This is a genomic window from Litoreibacter halocynthiae (assembly GCF_004365635.1).
GTDB classification, from domain to species: Bacteria; Pseudomonadota; Alphaproteobacteria; order Rhodobacterales; family Rhodobacteraceae; genus Litoreibacter; species Litoreibacter halocynthiae.
The window spans coordinates 1,322,670-1,336,744 of sequence record NZ_SOBH01000001.1; the positions used below are offsets into that span (position 1 = coordinate 1,322,670).

Annotated in this window: 14 protein-coding genes and 1 other RNA gene; 5 read left to right on the top strand and 10 right to left on the bottom strand. The window is 59.6% G+C overall.

The window, feature by feature from the left end; all coding sequences use genetic code 11:
* Positions 1 to 15: 15 nt before the first annotated feature.
* The gene (locus BDE40_RS06375) at positions 16 to 1,839 is read left to right on the top strand and encodes a BCCT family transporter (RefSeq protein ID WP_134013581.1); all 1,824 of its coding nucleotides are present in this window, start codon (positions 16 to 18) and stop codon (positions 1,837 to 1,839) included.
* Positions 1,840 to 1,913: 74 nt separating this feature from the next.
* On the opposite strand, the gene BDE40_RS06380 is transcribed toward BDE40_RS06375, so the two are convergent.
* The 8 genes from BDE40_RS06380 to BDE40_RS06415 form a co-directional block, all read right to left on the bottom strand.
* The gene (locus BDE40_RS06380; RefSeq protein WP_134013582.1) at positions 1,914 to 3,551 is read right to left on the bottom strand and encodes a BCCT family transporter; all 1,638 of its coding nucleotides are present in this window, start codon (positions 3,549 to 3,551) and stop codon (positions 1,914 to 1,916) included.
* A 31-nt stretch (positions 3,552 to 3,582) separates the two neighbouring features.
* Positions 3,583 to 3,996: a universal stress protein gene (locus tag BDE40_RS06385; protein WP_134013583.1), complete on the bottom strand. Its 414-nt coding sequence runs from the start codon at positions 3,994 to 3,996 to the stop codon at positions 3,583 to 3,585.
* 159 nt (positions 3,997 to 4,155) lie between these two features.
* Positions 4,156 to 5,139: an acryloyl-CoA reductase gene (acuI, locus tag BDE40_RS06390; protein ID WP_134013584.1), complete on the bottom strand. Its 984-nt coding sequence runs from the start codon at positions 5,137 to 5,139 to the stop codon at positions 4,156 to 4,158.
* A 12-nt stretch (positions 5,140 to 5,151) separates the two neighbouring features.
* On the bottom strand, positions 5,152 to 6,252 hold the full coding sequence (locus tag BDE40_RS06395; protein ID WP_134013585.1) for a dimethylsulfoniopropionate demethylase: 1,101 nt from the start codon (positions 6,250 to 6,252) through the stop codon (positions 5,152 to 5,154).
* 2 nt (positions 6,253 to 6,254) lie between these two features.
* Positions 6,255 to 6,509 carry a hypothetical protein gene (locus BDE40_RS06400; protein WP_134013586.1) on the bottom strand — a complete coding sequence of 85 codons (255 nt, stop codon included), beginning with the start codon at positions 6,507 to 6,509 and terminating at the stop codon, positions 6,255 to 6,257.
* Positions 6,509 to 7,015, bottom strand: coding sequence for a DinB family protein (locus BDE40_RS06405; protein ID WP_134013587.1), 507 nt, complete (start codon positions 7,013 to 7,015; stop codon positions 6,509 to 6,511). The genes BDE40_RS06400 and BDE40_RS06405 overlap by 1 nt, the downstream gene beginning before the upstream one ends.
* The gene (locus BDE40_RS06410) at positions 7,012 to 7,653 is read right to left on the bottom strand and encodes a DUF1326 domain-containing protein (RefSeq protein WP_073138896.1); all 642 of its coding nucleotides are present in this window, start codon (positions 7,651 to 7,653) and stop codon (positions 7,012 to 7,014) included. The genes BDE40_RS06405 and BDE40_RS06410 overlap by 4 nt, the downstream gene beginning before the upstream one ends.
* 15 nt (positions 7,654 to 7,668) lie before the next feature.
* On the bottom strand, positions 7,669 to 8,406 hold the full coding sequence (locus tag BDE40_RS06415) for a DUF2182 domain-containing protein (protein ID WP_134013588.1): 738 nt from the start codon (positions 8,404 to 8,406) through the stop codon (positions 7,669 to 7,671).
* A 106-nt stretch (positions 8,407 to 8,512) separates the two neighbouring features.
* Here BDE40_RS06415 and BDE40_RS06420 point away from each other — a divergent pair, with 106 nt between their 5' ends.
* The 4 genes from BDE40_RS06420 (at position 8,513) to ssrA (ending at position 11,160) form a co-directional block, all read left to right on the top strand.
* On the top strand, positions 8,513 to 9,241 hold the full coding sequence (locus tag BDE40_RS06420; RefSeq protein WP_134013589.1) for a FadR/GntR family transcriptional regulator: 729 nt from the start codon (positions 8,513 to 8,515) through the stop codon (positions 9,239 to 9,241).
* 88 nt (positions 9,242 to 9,329) lie between these two features.
* Entirely contained in the window at positions 9,330 to 10,379 is a 1,050-nt protein-coding gene (locus BDE40_RS06425) for an ABC transporter substrate-binding protein (RefSeq protein WP_134013590.1), read from the top strand.
* A gap of 127 nt (positions 10,380 to 10,506) precedes the next feature.
* Complete coding sequence (locus BDE40_RS06430; RefSeq protein ID WP_134013591.1) at positions 10,507 to 10,731, top strand: hexameric tyrosine-coordinated heme protein; 225 nt, start codon at positions 10,507 to 10,509, stop codon at positions 10,729 to 10,731.
* A gap of 77 nt (positions 10,732 to 10,808) precedes the next feature.
* Positions 10,809 to 11,160: a transfer-messenger RNA gene (ssrA, locus tag BDE40_RS06435) on the top strand.
* Between the two features lie 11 nt (positions 11,161 to 11,171).
* Here ssrA and BDE40_RS06440 read toward each other — a convergent pair.
* Both BDE40_RS06440 and BDE40_RS06445 read right to left on the bottom strand, forming a co-directional pair.
* The gene (locus tag BDE40_RS06440; RefSeq protein ID WP_134013592.1) at positions 11,172 to 13,304 is read right to left on the bottom strand and encodes an AIM24 family protein; all 2,133 of its coding nucleotides are present in this window, start codon (positions 13,302 to 13,304) and stop codon (positions 11,172 to 11,174) included.
* Between the two features lie 87 nt (positions 13,305 to 13,391).
* Positions 13,392 to 14,066, bottom strand: a complete 675-nt coding sequence (locus BDE40_RS06445; RefSeq protein ID WP_134013791.1) for an ArsR/SmtB family transcription factor — start codon at positions 14,064 to 14,066, stop codon at positions 13,392 to 13,394.
* Positions 14,067 to 14,075 lie beyond the last annotated feature (9 nt).

The window sequence follows — 14,075 nt, forward strand, 5'->3', positions numbered from 1 at the left end:
CAAGGACAGGGAAATATGAGTATCAAACCACCCTTCACCGACCTCGACATCTCAACGGCAGATGGCGGGTTTTACCACGGGAACAGCGTTCCAATCGCCTTGATTTCCAAGGGGATCATGGTCGCGCTGGTGCTTTGGGCATTGGTCTTTCCGGGCTACGCCAACAGCACGCTGAGCAGCTGGAACAGCGCGATCCTCGCCAGCTTCAACTCCTTCTATGTCGTCATCACGGGGCTGTTCTTCTTCTTCCTCGCGATCATCGCAATCATTCCATCCACTGGTCGGCGCATCATGGGCGCACCGGGCGAGAAGCCGGAGTTCTCGAATTTCTCATGGTTTTCCATGATGTTCGGGGCCGGTCTGGGCGTGGGCCTGATGGTCTTCGCAACCGCAGAGCCGCTGGGCCTTTGGGGGTCTAACCCTGTTGTTCTGGCCGGTGACGTGCCCGCCAATTCGGAAGAAGCGTTGCAATCGGCGTATCGCTACACCTTCCTGCATTACGGCTTCCACGCTTGGGCGATCTATGTCGTGACCGGCCTCAGCTTGGCCTACTACGCCTACACGCGCGACATGCCACTGACCATCCGCGCGGCGCTGACGCCTTTGTTCGGCAGCGCGATGAATGGCTTCTTGGGCCATGTCGTCGACGTGCTGGGTGTTGTTGCCACCATCTTGGGTGTGTCCGTGACCATCGGGTTCGGTGTCAGCCAGTTCATTGACGGGGTCTACGCGATCACCGGCATGGAGTGGATGATGAACATGGAAGGCGACGCCCCTGCACCGGGCAAAGTTGGCCTTGTGGCTGGTCTTGTGGTGATCATGGCAATGTCGATCCTGTCGGCTGTGTCAGGCGTTGGCCGCGGGGTTAAGTACCTCTCGAACCTCAATCTGGTTCTGTCATTGGTCCTGTTGCTGGTCTTCATCATCTTCGGGTCGTTTACCTTCGCCCTGTCGACCTATGGCTCGGCGTTCATCGACTACATCCTGAACTTCGTGCAGCTGTCCTTCGGGGCATATGGTCCGCAATCCGCAGACGCCTTTGCAGCCGCATTGCCGGAAGCCGCCAAACCGCTGGCGGGTGATCTGATGGCAGGTGCGACTAATGCCTGGGGTTCCTTCGACGGCTTCAAATCCGGTCTTGAAGGCGCCGCAGCAGAGCTTCCGGACGACGTGCTGGCCGCAGCATACGAGGCAGGCAACCAAGGCCGTCAGTTCGGTTGGCAGTCCGGTTGGTCCACCTTCTATTGGGCATGGTGGATCGCGTTCTCGCCGTTCGTGGGTCTGTTCCTTGCACGTATCTCCAAGGGCCGTTCTGTGCGCGAATTCATCATCGGTTGCGTAATCGCGCCGTCGCTGGTGTGCTTTGCATGGATGACCATCCTTGGCGGCACTGCAATTGATCTGGAACTGACCGGCGGTGCAGAGGGCACCATCATCGGCGCGTCCAACACCGCCAAGCTGTTCGTGACACTGGGCGAGATGATCTCCGGCGGGTTCCTGTCGGCCATCACCATCATGTGTGTGGTACTGATCATGACCTTCCTCGTGACCTCCGCAGACTCCGGCATTCTGGTGATGAACACCATCATGTCCGGCGGAGAGCAGGAAACCGGCGTCAAGCACCGCATCGTTTGGGGCGTTATCCTGACCTTGGTGATCGGCACGTTGCTGCTTGCCGCAGGGGACAACAACCCGATGGATGCACTGCGCAACGCGATGATCATCGGGGCGCTTCCGTTCACGATGGTTATGGGGCTGATGATGGTCTCGCTGACCAAGGCGCTATATCGCGACGGCAAACGCGACAAGTTCGCAGCGGAGGCGCAGGCTGCCGAATAGGCGACCTTCCCTCCAACAAAAAAGAAACGGCGCTCCGATTGGGGCGCCGTTTTTCGTTTGTGTCTTGGCGTAGTTTAGCGTTCTTCGGTTTGAAGCCCTTTGAAGATCGCCCAGCACATCATCAGCAAGACCACCGTGAACGGCAGTCCCGTCGAGATCACCATGGATTGCAGCGACTGCAACCCGCCGACCGACAACAGCAGCACAATCGCCACCGCCCCTTCGAAGATGCACCAGAACACGCGCTGCGGCACCGGAGCGTCGATCTTGCCGCCCGCCGTGATCGTGTCGATCACGAGGCTGCCGGAATCCGACGAGGTGACGAAGAACACGATCACCAGAATGATCCCGATCAGCGAGGTGATCTGCGTCAGCGGCAACTCGTCCAGCATCTTGAACAGCTTCAGCTCAAGCGGTGCATCCTGCGCAGCGGTGTAGCCGTCGACTACGACCTGCTGGATGGCAGTGCCGCCGAAGACGCTCATCCAAAGCACGCAGACGAGGCTCGGGATCAGCAAGACGCAGATCACAAACTCGCGCACGGTGCGGCCACGGCTGACGCGGGCGATGAACATGCCGACGAAAGGTGACCAGCTGATCCACCACGCCCAGTAGAACGAGGTCCAGCCCTGAACGAAGTTGGTGTCCTCACGGCCGATGGGATTGGCCAAACCGGGCAGATACTGGACATAGGCCAGAAGGCTGTCGGCAAAGCCTGTCAGGATGGCGACAGTCGGCCCGACGATCAAAACGAACAGGAGCAGCAGGAAGGCCAGCCCCATGTTGATCTCCGACAGGATCTTCACCCCGCCGTCCAGACCGCGCACAACCGAGATCAGCGCGATTGCGGTAATCACGGAGATCAGGATCACCTGCGTGGTGCCACCGATCGGCACGCCGAACAGCTCGTTCAGGCCCGCGTTGGCCTGCGTCGCGCCGAAGCCCAGCGAGGTCGCCAGACCGAACAGCGTGGCAAACACCGCCAGCGTGTCGATGATGTGGCCGGTCCAGCCCCAGACGCGATCCCCGAAGATCGGGTAGAACGCCGAGCGGATCGTCAAAGGCAGGCCCTTGTTATAGGTGAACAACGCAAGGCTCAGCGCCACGACCGCGTAGATCGCCCATGGGTGCAGGCCCCAGTGGAAAATCGTCGCCGCCATGCCAAGGCGGATGGCCTCGTCCTGATCGCCGCCAGCGCCGCCAAGCGGAGCCCAGTCGGTACGCGCGCCGCCCTCGGAGACCACGCCGCCAAACGAGCTGGAGAAGTGGCTCATCGGCTCCGACACGCCGTAGAACATCAGCCCGATGCCCATACCGGCCGCAAACAGCATCGCGAACCAGCCGACATAGCTGTAGTCCGGCACCGCGTCTTTGCCACCCAAGCGCACTTTGCCCATAGGCAACACGATCAGCATGAAACAGAACAATACGAAGATGTTGGCGGCGCTGATGAAGAACCAGTCAAAGCCCTTCGTTACTGCCCCGAAGAGCCATGAGAACAAGGCCCCCGACTGCTCTGGCAAGGCCAGCGTGTAGAACACGAACGCCACAATGGCGACGCCGGAAATGCCGAATACCGGGTTGTGGATGTCGAACCCGAACGGGCCGACATTGCCTTCCACATTGTCCTGGCCAATCTCGTAATCTGTGTCGATCAGGTCCGATTCACCATCTGGCGGGCGGATTCCTTCACTTTCATTTTCATCGACCATTGTCTGATCTCTCCTGAATTATTTTTTATTATCAACGTACCAAGAAAACGGACGCTTTCGCGTGTTGGGCCAGATGCCCCCCATGCGATGCCCAAATATGCTCGCTAAACCCCGGCGTGTGCGTGGCCATCACGATCAGATCACAGCCCGTTTCATCCACTGCGGTCAGCAGCGTCTTGTCCAGATCAACCGCCGGATCGTGGCTGGTCATCGCATGCGACGACGCTGTGACCCCATGCGATTTACCCTGCTCTTGCGCGAAGGTTTCAAGCTTCTGCGCGTATTCCTTGGGATTGTGCGCCACCTTGCCCGGTGCGCTGGACGTTACGCCTACGAAGCAAAGCTCTGCCTTGTGGGTCTTGGCAAGTTCCGCTGCACATAGCAGGGATTTGCCCATCTTACCGCTATGGGCCAAATCGATCGGTACCATAATTTTGTGAAACATCGGTCCCTCCAGTTTTGGAAACTGCCAGCAGAGCTACGCTCAAGCCTTTGAATTTCCATACGCTTTGCAAGACGGAAGGCCGATTGCCCGACCGCCTCATCGCAAAACCGTAACAGGAGGGCGGGCCGCTACGCAACCAGTTCGCCCGACAGGATTTTATCAGGCGTTCACATCGACGACGACGCGGCCCTTGACCTGCCCCTTGAGGATTTCCTTGCCGAGCTTGGGCAAATCCGCCAGCGTCGCGGGCTGCACCATGGCGTCGAGCTTGTCCATCGGCAGGTCTTTCGCGATCCGCTCCCAAGCCCGCAGGCGGTTGCCATAGGGCTGCATCACGCTGTCGATGCCCAGCAGGTTCACGCCGCGCAACAGGAACGGGATCACGGTGGCGGGCAAGGCCGCACCACCGGCCAGACCCACGGCGGAGACCGACGCGCCGTATTTCATCTGCCCCAGCAGCCGCGCCAGCATCTCGCCGCCCACTGCGTCGACACACCCACCCCACATTTCCGCCTCCAAGGGGCGTTTGGTTGTCTCGTTGAGGTCCTCGCGGGGTACGATCTGGGTCGCGCCGAGGCTTTTCAGGTAATCTGCTGTCTCGGGCCGCCCCGTGACCGCCGCGACCTCGTGGCCCAGATTGGCGAGGATCGCCGTCGCTACCGAGCCCACGCCGCCAGCGGCCCCAGTGACCAGCACGGGGCCGTCCTTGATGCCGTGATCCTCAAGCGCCATCACCGCCAGCATCGCGGTAAAGCCTGCGGTGCCCACAGCCATAGCCTGCCGTGTGTCCAAGCCATCAGGCAGAGGCACCAGCCAATCCGCCTTGACGCGGGCCTTTTGCGAATAGCCGCCCCAATGCGCTTCGCCCACGCGCCAGCCAGTCAGAACCACCTTGTCGCCCGGCTTGTAGCGGTCGTCGTCGGACGCCTCCACGGTGCCCGCGAAGTCGATGCCCGGAATATGTGGATAGTTTCGCACCAACCCGCCACCCGGCCCTATGCACAGCCCGTCCTTGTAGTTCACGGTGGAGTATTCCACCGCGACCGTGACCTCGCCCTCCGGCAGGCTATCCAAGGAAATGTTTTGTACAGAGGCACTTGTCTTGCCCTCTTCATCCTTTTCGACGATCAGTGCGTTAAACATAGGCTCTCTCCTCTAAATCCAGAATTCTTCGTGAACCGTCGCCATGCGCGGCCCGTCTTGCGTCTCGACCTGCACCTGCGTGCCGTCGTCCCAATGGGTCATCCGCACCATGCCGATGGCGACATTGGTGCCGAAATCGGGGCTCTTCGCCGCCGAGGTCACCTGCCCGATCACCTTGTCCTTCGCGGTGACCTTCCACAGCCGGTCGCAGGGCGGCAGGTTTCCCTCAATGCTCAGCGCGCGGATTTGTTTCACCGGGCCCTCCTTTGCCACGCGCAACAACGCATCGCGCCCGACACAGCCGATCGCGGTCTGCGTAGAGCAGAACCGCCCCAGCCCGCATTCATGCGGGGTGTTGTCGCGCGTCATGTCGTTGCCGTAAGACAGCAAGCCGCCCTCGACCCGCTCGATCAAATTTGGGCAGCCTGCATAGACATCCAAGTCACGCCCCGCCTCCATCAGCGCGTTCCACAGCGGCATGCCTTTCTCGGTGCCTTCGACATAAATCTCGAAGCCGCCCTGCTTGGAGTAGCCAGAGCGCGCCACCAGCATCATGTGGCCCTGAAATTCGAAATACCCGTAGCGGAAGAACCGCAGGTCCTTAACTCCGTCGCCAAAAACACGCGCGGCTAGCTCATCGGCTTTCGGCCCTTGGATCGCCAATGGCGAGACATCGGGTTCATCTACGATTACATCAAGATACAGAGCGTGTGCCAAGCCTTTGACCCAAAGCAACAAATCACTATCCGCAATCGACAACCAATAACGATCATCAGACAGCATCAAGGCTACCGGATCGTTGAGCATCCCGCCCGTGCCATCAACCAAAGGCACGTAGTAGCACATCCCCGGCAACATCCCCCGCAAATCACGCGGGGTCAGCATTTGCATCAAACGTCCCGCGTCAGGGCCGCGCAGTTCCACCTGACGCTCCACAGCGACGTCCCAGACCTGCACGGCGGATTTCAGATGGTGGTAATCCTCCTCGACCGAGCGGAACACCGTCGGCAACAGCATATGGTTATAGACGGTGTATCCCTTGACACCCGCCGCCTCGACCCCATCAGAGAATGGCGTTCGGCGCACGCGGCGCGAAGGTGCGATCGTGGCCATGTTCAAAGCCCTCCCCTTAAATTTCGTTTGCAATCAACCGGTCCACGGCTGGTGCGGCTATAGGCCGACACGCCACAAATCTCGCAACGGAATTCTTGCAGCGCGCCCTTGCCGTCGCCGGTGGGCTGCCATTTGCACGGCTTACGCCGGAACAGCTTGTCGAGCCGGAAGGCAACTTCGTTCCCTGCCCGCCTACGTCCCCAGCTCCACCAGACAAAGCCCGCGACGGCCAGCAGGATCGCCAGCACCACGGGCATCAGGTGTCATCCGGCATGAGCACAAGGTCGGTATCATCAGGTAGCTGCCCCGCCGCCGTCAGCATCGCGTGAATTTGCCCGCGATGATGGGTCTGGTGGTTGAAAAAATGTACCGCGCACAATGCCATGGGCTTGCTGAACTCACAATCTGACATGACCGAGTAGTAGGTCAGCGGCCCGACCAAATCGATCTGGTTCAACCCCTTCGCCCACCGCTCGATCCGCGCATCCGTGCGCAGGCGATCACCCAGAAACAGCTGCAAATCCTCGTGCAGGTTTACACTATCCGCACCACCGCATTTTGGGCCCAACCCGCCATCGAAGCGTGACATCCATAGCTGGTCGCCCCACAACAGATGGTTGGCGGTCGCAAAAATCGACCCGAAGAAGGCCTTGCGGTCCTTGCGCAACTCCGCGGACTTCATGGACTTGAAAATCTCCATCTGCCCGCGGTTCTGCCACGCATTGTAGCGGGCCATTTCACGGCAATACTCAATCGTGATCATTTTGGTGCTGGTCCTCCCCAATCAATCTGGCAAATCTCGGCAGAGCGTCCGTCGAAATCCCAAACCCGACCGTAAGCGCGGACCTTTCCGCGCTTGGCCGTGGCCACGGTGATGTCTTTGCCCATCCAGTATTCGGTGTTGGTGATCACCATATCCGCGCCGTCCTTGCCCGCGACCGGAACAACCTCGCCCTGGATCTTCTTGCCGACCATCAGGCGGCGCACATTGCCTTCGGTGGTGAAAGACACAGGCGCGCGCTCGGCCCCCAAAAACTCCCCGACCAACATGCTGAACAAGCCCGTCGTGCCTTTCGCGGCCCCTGACAGGATCGCTTCCAGCCCTGCATAGGCCGCGTCGCTGGCTTGGTCGTCAATATACGCCGCCGCCTTCCAATTACCGCGTCCCATATTGCCGGGAATGTCCATCAACATGCCCACGGCCATGCCGGACAGGTCTTCGTCGCCGTAATGCCCCTCGTCGATGCGGATGCCCAACCACGCCTGACAGTAGCCCTCTGTCGGGGGGTGCTTGCCCAGCGACACCACGCAGGGGCAAAACACGGTGCAGTTGCAGTTGAGAATAAGCTCGCCCTTGATGTTCCACGGAACGGTGCCAAGTTCTTGCGCGTCTAAAGCCATGGTTCTTTCCTTTTCTTAAATTGCGGTCACGAGGGTCCATGCGCCTGCAATCAGCAGAAGCCCCCCCAGAGGTTTCGTTATGTATCGACCCAGATCAGGCAGTTTTTCCACCACCATGATCACGGTCGCCAATCCCATGAAAGCCACGCTCATCACGCCGCCCACAAAGGCCAGAAGCATCAAGGCCCAGCAGCAGCCGAGGCAAACCAGCCCCAGCCGCAATCCGTTGCGCCACGGGCCTTCGTCGAAATGCTGCATGAAGAAGGTCATCGGCTGGCGGCACTTGCTCAGGCACGCCTCTTTCAAAGTCGAGAACTGGTAAAGACCCGCCAATATCAGCAACGCACCCGACAGACCTGCCGAGAGGCTGCCACCGAACGCACCGATCAGGCCTGCTTGGAACAAGCCAATTTGCAAGCCCGCGGCAATGATGGAAAAGCCAAACCAAACAATAAGATAGCCCGATACAAGTGAGCCAAAATTCGCGCGATAGCTGACATGGGAGAGGTCATCATAGGTGGCTAAGGCGGGTAAAACCGTCGGCGCCATCATTGCCGCCGACATCAGCGACCACATCAGTACCATACGAAGATATCCGGCGGCGTCAGGCGTGATGGTACACAGGCTCACCCAAAAATCGCGGCCATAGGTCTGCTCAAGCAGGCGCAGCTCCGGCGGCACTGACATCGCATAAAGTGCCGTCCAGGAGGCCAGAATAAGCCCGAACAGCGCAAGCCAATGCGCCCCCGACATTGCTCTGATCCGATCCGACCACATCTGCGTTGCGACTCCCGTATGACCTGCTAGTTTAAATTGTCAGACTTTTATATGTCTGACAATTGATTTTGATGCGAGACCGATGAAAAATTCTTCGACACCACAAGGCGACCTATCCGCCCAGATCGCAGGGTCCATCCGCGACGCCATCATCGCCGGTGACCTGATCGTAGACGCCCGCCTGCCGTCAGAGGCGGAACTGGCGGAGCAATTCAAGGTCTCCCGCCCCACCGTGCGCGAGGCGCTGAAACGGCTGGCGGCGCAAGCCCTGATCCGCACGCAGCGCGGGGCAACGGGCGGTGCCTTCGTGAACCACCTGAAATACCCGGACGCTTACGCCCAGCAGATCACCACCTCGACGCTTCTGTTGTCGATGAACGAGGTGTCGATCGCCACCGCCTGCGAGGCCCGTTTCGCGCTAGAGCGCGCCTGCACCCGCCTGTCCGCAGAACGGCGCAGCGCCGACCATCTGGCCACCATGCGGGCCGAGATGTTCCGCCAGTCGCAACCCGGTCTCAGCGACGAGGCGTTCTGCGCCTCGGACGTTGCCTTCCACCGCGCGTTGGTCGACGGGGCGCAAAACCCCGTGATGTCGTACCAGTTGGCAGGGGCCGTCGAGGCGATGCAGCCGTTGATGAATATGATCACCTTCACCGCGCGGTCCCGCGAGAAGATCGTCGCCCTGCACGGGCAAATCGCCGATGCGCTAGAGGCCCAGAACGCCACCGATGCAGACGCCGCCCTGACCGAACTGGAGGCTTATACCATCTCGTTGGCCAAGGACGTACTCGACGCCCGCGCGCGGCGTTGACGCTTGCAGTTTATCGCTTGCCGCTTCGGGGTTGCTCCCCTACGCTCCGATCCCAGTATCGCCTTTATCCATCTGGGAGACTTCACTTATGAACCGTATGACCAAACTGCTGGGCACCGCTGCCCTTGCTGTGGCCACCACCTCCGCTTTCGCGGCTGACCCTGACCTTCTGGTCTTCGACTGGTCGGGTTTTGAAGAAGACGGGTTCTTCGTCAAATACGCTGAAAAACACGGCTCCGGCCCGACATATGCGTTCTTCGGCGAAGAAGAAGAAGCATTCCAGAAGCTGCGTTCCGGTTTCAAGGCCGACGTGGCGCATCCCTGCTCCCAATCCGTCGAAAAATGGGCTCAGGCAGATCTGATCGAGCCGTGGGACATCTCCAAAATCCCGAGCTACGCAACCTTGGCGGAAACCTACCGCACTGACCCGACCTTCGTGCGCGACGGCGAGGTCTACTTCATCCCGACCGATCTGGGGATGACCGGCATCGCCTACAACGCCGACGAAATCAAACCCGAGCAGGTCGCCTCGCTGGAAATCTTCCTTGATCCTGAAATGTCAGGCCGCACCTCCCTGCCCGACAATGTCGAGGATTCCTATGCGCTGGCCTATCTGGCCACTGGCACCTCCGACTGGACCAAAGCCACCGAAGAGGACTTCAAGAAAGCCTCCGACTGGCTGCGCAAAGCCCACGCCAACGCGCGGGCCTATTGGGCGGACGGCGCAGAGCTGGCACAGCTGATGGCCACCGGCGAAGTTCTGATCGCTTGGTCGTGGAACGAAACCCCTGTGCAGATGGTCGGCGACGGCTACAACATCGGGTTCGAGCGTGAAGCCAAAGAAGGCTCCTCCGCGTGGTTCTGTGGCTATGTGAACCTCAAAGACGGCCCCGGCTCCGAAGAAAAGGCGCATGAGTTCGTTGAAAGCTGGTTGAGCCAGGAGACCGCCGATTACATCGTGAATGAGTGGGGCTACGGTCACTCCAACACCACCGCGATGGGCACCTTCGACGCGGAAACCCTGACCGAGGTGGGTCTGAACCAGATCACCGCACCGCAGTTGGAGCAGCTGCCGATGGATATCTCCTTGCGTGAGATGATGATCAAGGAATTCGAACGCATCAAAGCAGGCTTCTAAAGCCCGTCCAGCAGCTGCCATATCTGGTGGCTGCTGGTTTTCATGCCGGACCCATCGCCCGCAAGCTGCTTCAGTGTCTGCTTTCAGGACCTGCGCCGGTAAGTCCTACATTATAAAGGAGACACCCATGTCCTGGCTTCCATCTTTGCTCACAGACACCCCCGAAAGCGGGTACGAGCTTGCGATCAAACTTTCCCGAATGGCCGTGAAAAAGACGCAGCCCGACGATGACACCCGCTCCAAGTTGCGGGCCGACTACGCCAACAACGCGGACAGCCTCACCATGGTATCAAACGTGGTGGCCACGAATTTCCAAACCGTTGCACAGGCTAACAACTACTGGCGCGACTGAGGTCGGTTTACATCTTCAGGTCACCGGTTTGACGCTCGAAACGCCTCGTAGACCAGCGCGCTGCATTTAGCACCTCAGAGATTGTAACTCCGCAAACTGCGCCCTATATATGAGATGTCTCTTCGGGGACTATGGACATAAACGCGCTCGTAATAAGCGGATCGGACCCGGGGGCGGTACCCGGCGACTCCACCAATCATCCCTCATTTGGGGACCATGGGGTCGAAATAGGATCGACGGACGTCTAAAGGGGTATGCTTTGTCTCGGTGAGTTACCACCGTTATCGGTACATACAAGCTAGTTGCAAATGACAACAAAGCTCCAATGGCGATGGCTGCGTAAGCAGTCGGAACTATTGAAAACTTAAGTCCTCTCGCTTAGCAGCGTTTGGCGGGGTTTGCAGGTACCTGGCAACAGAAACCTGCGCTAATTTCCCCCTCTAGAACGGTAACAGAAACGCCCGCGTCAGTCGCAGGATGCCTTGCCCTGTGCCGACCCGACGCGACTGGCTGGTGTCATAGACCACGGTTTTCGCCTTCGGGTCCGCCTTACGGATGGAATAGCCACTCAGGAATATGTCATTGGTGGTCAGCGACGCGACCACGTGGAACTCCGTGTTCAACTTCCAAGCAATCAAGCTGGAGGCTTGCATGACGTTTTCCGTGCCGGGGTCCGAGCCCGCCAGTGCTGCCGACGCCGTCTTGATGAACACTCGCCCCGGCCCCTGCACCGAATGGTAAATCGCGCGCCCGAACACCAACGCACCCAAGCTCAGCGAGATGCGCCGCCCGAGCTTGCAGGTGTCAGAGAACGCCACGACATTGGCGAAATCCACCAGTATTTCTTCATCCGGTGCCAGTTTCCACTCCACGATCTCCGCCGGTGGATCAACGATCAGATCACAGCTGGAAACACTCACGTCGTCCTTCGTCTCGGCACGTTTTTCCAACTCGACCAGACACATCGCGTAGTTTTTCGAGAACAGCCGTTTCACCAACAAACTGAGCGGCTGGGGCAAACGCCTGCGGTCCACGACATTGTTGCCGCACGCCCTGAAGGCCACGTAAAATCGCTCCGTCTTGGCTGTCGCCCTGAGGGTGTGCCTTGGCCCACAAGCCTTGGGTGCGCCCTTCCGCGCGGTCTCTGAGCCGCCGATCACGTCTTGCGCCGGAGAGGTCGTGACCCGCGCATAAAACACCCGCGCGAAGACGATCATGTAGGATTTCGCAAGGATCAAAAGCCCGTAGAGAAGCGCCACAAACCCCGAGAACCGGATGCCGGTGGCGGTGTAGCCGATCGCCTGTTTCACGCGGCCCGAAAATCCGTCCATCTTCTCGGTGTAGATCCGTTTGTAATCCTCCGCCGAATTCTCGCCGCGCTTCTCGGCCCGTGCCAGCTCGTTCTCCAAGTCGGAAATCATCCCGTTACGGGCAGAGCGATACGCCCCGTTGATCATCGACTTGATGCCATTCTTGATGTGGCACACCACGTTTAGGAAAAAGCAGCGCTCCGTTTTAGTACCCGGAAACCGTTTGGGCAATTGCGCCTTGACCGCCGCGACGATCTGCTCACGGTTGCCGCCTGCGGCGTCTACCTGTGCGTCGATCTGCGCCCGCACGGAGGCGACATTGCGGTCCTGCAAGCGGTCGATCAGCGCCTTTGCCGCGGCTTCCACCGTGCAACCGTCCGGGTTCTCCATAAACGGCGGGCCAGTCTCCAGCGTCACCATCCGGCAGGAATCGTAGCCCGCCCCGTCCAACCCCTGTCGTCCCTCGTAACTATCAAGATACCCGATCAAGGGCCGTTCCACATAGGTGTCGCCAATATAGCTATACAGTGCCGTCAGCAGCACGAACAAAACCGGCATCGGCCACCACAGCTTTAGCGTGCGTTTCTTCACCCTCTTGAGGTAGTCGCGGTCCTTCTCCAACACCTCTTTGAAAGAGGCTCCGTTTTCCTGAATGAACTTGAAGATGGTGCGCAGGAACATGATGACCATCAGGCAGAACAAAATGCTCAGATGCGATGGGAAATAGCCCAGAAACAGCGGGTGCAAAAACGTGGTGCCGAAGGTCAGCCACGCGACCATGTCTACCCCCAGAAGGATCACGATGGTGCGGAACAGAACGCTGGACAAGGTCGGCTTCAACACGATCACCACGAAGGTCAGGAAGCCGGTGAATGAATACAGCGTCCACAGCGTCGGCCAGTGCAATTGCCCCCGCTTCATCAGATCGAACGGCGGAGCATAGTTGAAGGCCATGACCGCCAGCAGGATCGCCGATAGCAGGCACATGGCAAAGCGGTGATCGCGGCTTGCGACCAGCGTCACGATGCACAAAAGCACCAGAACCACGGCGGCGGCGGGAACATAGACGGCAGGGGTCCGCTCGGCCAGCGCGGCGATGGCGGAGGGGAAGAACGGCTCGAATATGATGCCCGAGAACATGAATGGCAGCAATGTCAGCAGCGCCACACCGGAGACCTGCCCCGCCAGAACTTGCGGCAGAGTTTTAACTATTCCTAAAACCCGCGACATAAACGTCGGGCGTCGCTCAATTACTTCAGCCATTCATAACGCCATTCTTTAAAATATGGCGCAGCCTAAGGTAATGGTGGGCTTTCGGTCAAAGAAATTAACGTAGGGTAAACCAGTGCGTTAGACCTGAAACGCCTTGCGAAACGCCCCTTCCCCTATTGCGGTAAAGCGAACGATGCGTGTGCCTTCGGGCCGCATCGCCCACCCTTGGGCGAAGGTGAAATCGAGAATACCCCGCCCCAAGCGCCCCGCCAGATGTGACCGCCGCGCTGACCAGTCGAGGCAGGATTTGCATTCAGGGCTGCGCGATGTCGCGCTCAAATCAATACTAAGCGCGGCCATCTCCGCGCGGCCCGCATCGCTGAGCACGATATCATCGCCCTCCCCCGTCAGAACGCCGCGCGCGCGCAGGCTGTCGTAAAGCATCACGCCAACCTCGCCCGCCAGATGGTTGTAGCACACCCGCGCGCGGCGCAGCTCGGGATCGCGTGGGCCGGTGCGGGTGCGCAATTGCCCCTTTGCCGCCGCCAACCCCATCAAGGCTTCCAGCACGCCCGCCACATCGGTGTCTGCCAACCGGAAGTAATGATGCCGCCCCTGACGTTCCCGCGCGATAAGACCGCCCTCCTCCAGACGTGTCAGATGGCCCGATGCGGTTTGCACGCGCACCCCGGCTTCGCGCGCCAGCTCTCCGGCAGTCAGGGCTTTGCCGCTCATTAAAGCCGCCAGCATATTGGCGCGACCGGGGTCACCGATCAGGCTGGCGATGCGGGCAATGTCGGGGCCGTCTTTCATGATACGCTC

Bases quoted from the DNA above. Each gene is read 5' to 3' on its own strand.
- BDE40_RS06420 (WP_134013589.1), top strand. From the start codon at position 8,513: ATGAAAAATTCTTCGACACCACAAGGCGACCTATCCGCCCAGATCGCA.
- BDE40_RS06375 (WP_134013581.1), top strand. From the start codon at position 16: ATGAGTATCAAACCACCCTTCACCGACCTCGACATCTCAACGGCAGAT.
- BDE40_RS06415 (WP_134013588.1), bottom strand. From the start codon at position 8,406: ATGTCGGGGGCGCATTGGCTTGCGCTGTTCGGGCTTATTCTGGCCTCC.
- BDE40_RS06445 (WP_134013791.1), bottom strand. From the start codon at position 14,066: ATGAAAGACGGCCCCGACATTGCCCGCATCGCCAGCCTGATCGGTGAC.
- BDE40_RS06395 (WP_134013585.1), bottom strand. From the start codon at position 6,252: ATGGCCACGATCGCACCTTCGCGCCGCGTGCGCCGAACGCCATTCTCT.
- BDE40_RS06405 (WP_134013587.1), bottom strand. From the start codon at position 7,015: ATGATCACGATTGAGTATTGCCGTGAAATGGCCCGCTACAATGCGTGG.
- BDE40_RS06410 (WP_073138896.1), bottom strand. From the start codon at position 7,653: ATGGCTTTAGACGCGCAAGAACTTGGCACCGTTCCGTGGAACATCAAG.
- acuI (WP_134013584.1), bottom strand. From the start codon at position 5,139: ATGTTTAACGCACTGATCGTCGAAAAGGATGAAGAGGGCAAGACAAGT.
- BDE40_RS06400 (WP_134013586.1), bottom strand. From the start codon at position 6,509: ATGCCCGTGGTGCTGGCGATCCTGCTGGCCGTCGCGGGCTTTGTCTGG.
- BDE40_RS06440 (WP_134013592.1), bottom strand. From the start codon at position 13,304: ATGGCTGAAGTAATTGAGCGACGCCCGACGTTTATGTCGCGGGTTTTA.
- BDE40_RS06430 (WP_134013591.1), top strand. From the start codon at position 10,507: ATGTCCTGGCTTCCATCTTTGCTCACAGACACCCCCGAAAGCGGGTAC.
- BDE40_RS06385 (WP_134013583.1), bottom strand. From the start codon at position 3,996: ATGTTTCACAAAATTATGGTACCGATCGATTTGGCCCATAGCGGTAAG.
- BDE40_RS06425 (WP_134013590.1), top strand. From the start codon at position 9,330: ATGAACCGTATGACCAAACTGCTGGGCACCGCTGCCCTTGCTGTGGCC.
- BDE40_RS06380 (WP_134013582.1), bottom strand. From the start codon at position 3,551: ATGGTCGATGAAAATGAAAGTGAAGGAATCCGCCCGCCAGATGGTGAA.